This window comes from Paenibacillus gorillae (assembly GCF_000513275.1).
GTDB lineage: Bacteria > Bacillota > Bacilli > Paenibacillales > Paenibacillaceae > Pristimantibacillus > Pristimantibacillus gorillae.
Map to the genome: position 1 here is coordinate 1 of NZ_CBVJ010000006.1, position 5,908 is coordinate 5,908.

The 5,908-nt window shown below is 32.5% G+C and carries 6 protein-coding genes; all 6 read left to right on the forward strand.

What is annotated here, in order from left to right:
• Positions 1–577 (forward strand): condensation domain-containing protein (locus TY10_RS31940; RefSeq protein WP_042159288.1); only part of this gene is annotated, 577 nt, incomplete at its 5' end.
• Positions 570–875, forward strand: a complete 306-nt coding sequence (locus TY10_RS31945) for a condensation domain-containing protein (protein WP_042159291.1) — start codon at positions 570–572, stop codon at positions 873–875. The genes TY10_RS31940 and TY10_RS31945, both read left to right, overlap by 8 nt.
• Before the next feature lie 7 nt (positions 876–882).
• Positions 883–4,218, forward strand: a complete 3,336-nt coding sequence (locus TY10_RS00200) for a non-ribosomal peptide synthetase (RefSeq protein ID WP_042159294.1) — start codon at positions 883–885, stop codon at positions 4,216–4,218.
• Between the two features lie 204 nt (positions 4,219–4,422).
• Positions 4,423–4,560: a transposase gene (locus tag TY10_RS32385; RefSeq protein ID WP_420329365.1), complete on the forward strand. Its 138-nt coding sequence runs from the start codon at positions 4,423–4,425 to the stop codon at positions 4,558–4,560.
• Between the two features lie 334 nt (positions 4,561–4,894).
• Entirely contained in the window at positions 4,895–5,068 is a 174-nt protein-coding gene (locus tag TY10_RS32390) for a transposase (RefSeq protein ID WP_162160546.1), read from the forward strand.
• Between the two features lie 523 nt (positions 5,069–5,591).
• Positions 5,592–5,908, forward strand: a 317-nt coding sequence (locus tag TY10_RS00210) for a BtrH N-terminal domain-containing protein (protein WP_162160548.1), incomplete at its 3' end; no start/stop codon positions are given.

Sequence of the window (5,908 nt, forward strand, 5' to 3'; positions counted from 1 at the left end):
CATTCATTCTGATATTCAACAAATTGGATCTTTCGTACAGTGTGGAATGGATTTATCTAAAGGGCCACTAGTCAGAATCGTCTTGTTTAAGACAGAAGGAAAAGGAGATTATCTTTTAATTGCTATACACCATTTGGTATCAGATGCTGTTTCATGGAGAATTATTATGGAAGATTTTGAAACTGGTTACAAACAAAGTCTTCAAGATGAACAAATTGTTTTACAAGATAAAACGGATTCATATCAGAGTTGGGCAGAAAGTCTTTTGGAGTTTGGAAAGAGTAAAAAGCTCTTACACGAGATTGATTATTGGGTAAACGTTGCTAACACTGAGGTTGACAAGCTGCCTAGAGATTTTGTAATTCACGATAGAGATAGAAAAGTAAATAATATGAATGTCATCGAAATGGAACTTGAAAAAGAAGAAACAAATCTGCTTTTAAAGAAAGTTGTTGGAACTTTCAATATTGAAATAAATGATATACTGCTAACTGTTCTAGGTATGGCAATTAAAGATTGGTGTGGAATAGACAAAATATCAATAAATCTTGAGGGGCATGGGAGAGAAAATGATTAATGAGAATATTAATGTTAATCGAACAGTAGGTTGGTTTACTTCGATGTTTCCCGTAATTATTCTTACTAGAAGCGATACCTTTGATGAAAATATCGATTTTATAAAAGAGTCTATGAGAAAAATACCTAATAAAGGTATTGGATATGGGATTATTAAATATTTGTTATCAGATGAAAAGATACTAGGTAAACAAACCCGGTTGAAGCCAGAAATCCTTTTTAATTATCTTGGTCATTTTAATAATCAAGATTATAATAACATGTTTGAACTCTATGATATTAACATGGGTGAAGTGTAAAAATGGAATGAAGATGGGGAATACATTAAGCCCTAATACAGAGATCGTGCATACACTAGAAATAAGTTGTGTAATAATAGATGGAAAACTTACGGCTTCGTTTGGTTACAATATTAATGAATATCATGAAGGAAATATAGAAAAACTTGTAGGCATATATAAATCTATCTTGAGTGAGATTATTAAAAATTTAGAAAAAAATATGTATTATCCACTATCAGCCGCACAGGAGAGAATGTTCTTGTTACATAAGATAAGTGACAATAGAACTAACAATAATATTCCATATGCAGTTAGAGTTGAGGGGGTCTTGGATAGAAGCAAGGTTGATTATGCTTTTCACAAACTAATTGAGCGTCATCAAATGCTTAGAACATCATTTGTGAGTGATCAAGGAAACCTTGCACAAATCATTCATAATGATGTGAATTTTAATATGGAGTTTATTAATTCATCCGAGGATAGTTTGCCTCAAGTTATTAGAGAGTTTATTCGTCCTTTTGATTTAAGGCATGCACCTTTGATAAGGGTATTGCTGGTCCAATTGACAGAGTTAGAACATGTAATTGTATTCGATATGCACCATATCATCTCTGATGGGAATTCCTTGGGGATCATTATGAGGGATTTCGTCAGTTTCTATTCTGGTGAGAGAATCCAAGAGTTAAGCATGCAATATACGGACTTTGTTCTTAATCAGAAAAGAATTTTGAATTCAACAAAAATGAGAGAACAAGAGAAATACTGGCTGGATAGCTTTGCAGGAGAACTGCCCATTCTGGATTTGCCAATTGATTTTCCAAGAAGCACTAGAATGAACTTTGAGGGAAATTCTTATCATTTTGTTCTGGAAGAAGAATTGCTCGGCAACTTAAGAGAAGTTGCACAAAGGAACGATACCACACTGTATACAGTTATGCTGGCAGCCTATAATGTTTTTTTATCAAATCTTACAGGGCAAGAGGATATTATTGTTGGGGCACCAATTTCGGGGAGAAGGCAATTGGAGTTGGAAAACATCATAGGATTATTCATTAGTACTTTATTACTTAGGAATAGGCCTGAACCCGAAAAGTATTTTGATTTCTTTCTTGCAGAAGTTAAAGAAAATATTGTTAAAGTGTTGGGAAATCAAGATTATCAATTTGAGATGCTGTTAAACAATCTTAATGTAAGAAGGGATATGAGTAGAAATCCAATATTTGATACGTTTTTTAATCATATTAATTTAGAATCTTTAGATGACAATTCTGAAGAAATGTTAAGTAACTTGAAATTCTCAAAGTATAATATTCTAACTGAGAGTACCAATTTCGATATCACACTTTATTTGTATGAAAGTAAGGAAAAAATAGAAGTAGTATGTAATTATAGAATAGATTTGTTTAAAGAATCATCGATTATCTATTTAATGTCGGAATATATGAAACTATTAAAGCAAGTATCAACCGGTAAAAACATGAAAATTAAAGACCTCATGATATTTGAAAGAAAGCACCTTCAGTTGAATAATGGAAAGTGCAATCCAGCTAAATTGAACCGTGACAAAGTAATTATAGATAAAGAACAAACTATCGTACAACTCTTTGAACGACAAGTTGAGAAACATAAGGATAAAATTGCGGTTAAGACTAAAACAGGGGAATATACGTATAGTTGGATAAATAATGCATCCAATCGTCTGGCACATGTAATAGTATCATATTTTGAGAATTCATTTAAAGAAAGCACTCCACTAGCTTTACTTTTTGATCATGACGTTAATGCAATAGTGGGTATAATAGGGGGGTTAAAGAGTGGAATGATTTATGTTCCAATGGATCCTACATATCCACTGGAAAGATTAGTTTATATGATTACCGATTCTGGCACGAAGTTACTTGTGACTGACAACAGGAATATTAAATTGGCAGAGATGTTGAAGTCTAAAATATGTGACTTAAGAGTTATAAATTTTGATAATATTTACTTTAATGAAATTAAAGATACTAAAATAAAGGATTATACAGATTTGGAACGATATGCATATATTTTATATACTTCAGGTTCTACGGGTAAACCGAAAGGGGTAGTACAGACGAATAAAAATATTTTGTACTACATAAATAATTACTCCAAGAACTTAAATATAACGTCAGATGATAAATTGTCGCTATTCTCATCCTATAGTCACGATGCAGCTGTTGTCGATATATTTACTGCATTATTGAATGGAGCTACCTTATATCCGTTTGATGTAAAAGAAGATGGAACAATAAAATTGTTGTGTGGTTGGATTAGAGAAGAAGGTATAACAATCTATCACTCTATACCTACTTTCTACAGATATCTACTCAATAGTATGAAGGATACGGAAATTTTTACTAGTGTAAGGGCAGTTGTTTTAGGAGGGGAAACAGTACAAAGTAACGATATACATTTATTCAATAAACATTTCCTTGATGATTGTGTTTTTGTTAATCTTTTGGGTTCTTCTGAAGCGAGTATAACGACTCTTTTCTTAGTGAATAATAATGCCAAAGTGTCAAATAATACCATTCCTGTAGGTTATCCTATAGAGGGTACCGAAGTAATTATAATAAATGAAAATGGATTAGAAGCTCAGGTATTTCAAAAAGGTGAAATTGTTTATAGAAGTTACTATTCTTCTCCAGGATACTGGAATAATCCTGAGCTGACGAAGGAAGTCTTTTCTGAAGACGACAGTGGAAATGGAAGGTTATATAGAAGTGGTGACTTAGGAAAGATTCTACCTGACGGTACAATTGTTTATCTTGGGAGAAAAGATCATCAAGTGAAGATCAGAGGATACAGGATAGATGTAAATGAAATAGAAAATTTACTGAATAAAATTGAAGGGGTTTCTAATAGTATTGTAGTACCATTCGAAAAAGAAAATGGTGAAACTCATCTCGTATCCTACTATACAGTTTTTGAAAATATGCATGTCGATATAGCGGATTTCCAAGCAATAATTCTGAATCAATTGCCTAATTATATGATGCCTTCTACTTTTGTTCGTCTGTCGGAAATGCCCAAAACACCAAATGGTAAAATAAATAGAAAAGCTTTACAAAAACCAAAAGAGATAGAATATGTTTCTGAATCTATTGATGTCATCGTGGATGAATATGAGGTTATTATTATCGATTTATGGAAGAAGATAATTGGGCTTAGGAGTATTAGTGTAAATGATGATTTTTTTGATCTCGGTGGACATTCACTTAGTGTAATTAAGCTAGAAGCTGAATTGGATGAAATTGGAATTCCTTTTGAGGTTAAGGATATTTTTAAATATAGGACTGTAAAGGAACTAGCCAAGTATTTAAGAAATAAGACTTAGTAGTTAATGCCATACAGTTAGAGGAGATTGGTAGATCAGATGGGCGGCACAGTATTCTAAATAAAGTAGCAACTCCGCGAGTTTTTCAAGGAGAATTGGTAACGGTTTAAGATGCCCAAACATTGAATAGTCTTTTTAGTAGAGACGATTCAAGAAGTACTAGAAGTGGAAATAGATACACGTATAGGCTGTCAAAAGCATGAAGTGGAGAACAAAAAAACGACTAATAATTGCAATGGGAAGGGGAAGAAAATCGTAACCAGTAAGTATGGAGAACAAGAGATTGTCATGCCACGTGACCGACAAGGTGATTTGAAACCCCTTGTGGTGAAGAAGCATTAATCGAGTATACAGGGGGCATTGAAAATCAAATTATTAATTGCAAGATCATCCGGAGGACATGTACGAAATTAAAGATTTACCTACCCTAATTTCCAATGTTACGAACAAGATTGTTCCGCTCATAAGTTTATGCCGTCGTATTTCTAAGCGCAATTTACTTTAAAGGCAAGCAGTACGGGCTATGGAAGTTAGCATGAACTTGGAATATAGTTCGGTGAAAATTAGACCGCGAAATTCTGGTTAATTATTTTTTTATACGTTTTAAAGTATCTTGGTGTTTAGGATAGCCTGATTACATGTGTAAATAATTTTACTGAATTTTCGCAAGCCCATCTTGGTTTGTTATCCTAAAATAGAAATTCAGAAATGCATCATTCAACAGATTCGCAATTTCACTCGCTATGTTTCATACAAGGAATTTGAAGAAGGTAACGTAGATCTTAATTCTGTTTACAAAGACGTATCCGAGGAAATGACACTTGCCGAATTCGACCGATTTGAGAATTGAAGAAGGGAGTCAAAAATATCTAATCTACGCCTTTGGCGAAATAATTTGGTACGGACTGGCTGACTCTTAAGACTTTAGTATCCACATGAAATCCGCGAACTGACCTACATGATCAACATCATAATAGCAATCATAGGTAGCTTCCAATGGTGATTATAAGGATAAAGTATCCTCCCAACGGATGTGACTTTAGCCACAATGGAAATCACAAGAAAATATATATTTAACGGACATAAATTGTTATTATTTTCTTTTTATGGACCCAGCATTTTCGATAAGATATTTCCTCTACTTGAAAAAAGGTGACTTGCAGATGAGATTAACAAAAGGCCTAACAGAAATTATTACAATTAAAAAAAATCTTAATACAAAGGAGAAAGATCATGCGATGAAATTTTCTATTAGAGAATATTGAACCTTTTTAATGATACTTTTTATAAAAGTTGTTTTTATAATTCATTTTTTTCCTATCATAAATCACTTTAATAAAAATATTGAACCATTTCTGATTAATGATGTTACTGTGTATAAAACTAAGTTAGATCAAAATAACAATATCTTTGATATTGATTATATTGAAATTGAACCGGAAGAAAAAATATGTAAAGATTTAGGGGTTTTTTACCAGGTTGAATTTACTGCAGATGATATATTGGGAAGTATTAATTCAGCTCTTAAAAAAAATCGGCCAGTCATTGTATGGGTTGATTGTTACTACGAATCTATAAGGAAGGATACTTATTTAAAAGAACATAGACCTCACACGCTTCTGATATACGGCTATGATGAGAATGAAAAAAATTATACTATTCTTGAACATGATCATAGTGAAAAGCTTTC

Coding starts and splice junctions, on each gene's coding strand:
- TY10_RS31945 (WP_042159291.1), top strand. CDS start 570: ATGATTAATGAGAATATTAATGTTAATCGAACAGTAGGTTGGTTTACT.
- TY10_RS00200 (WP_042159294.1), top strand. CDS start 883: ATGAAGATGGGGAATACATTAAGCCCTAATACAGAGATCGTGCATACA.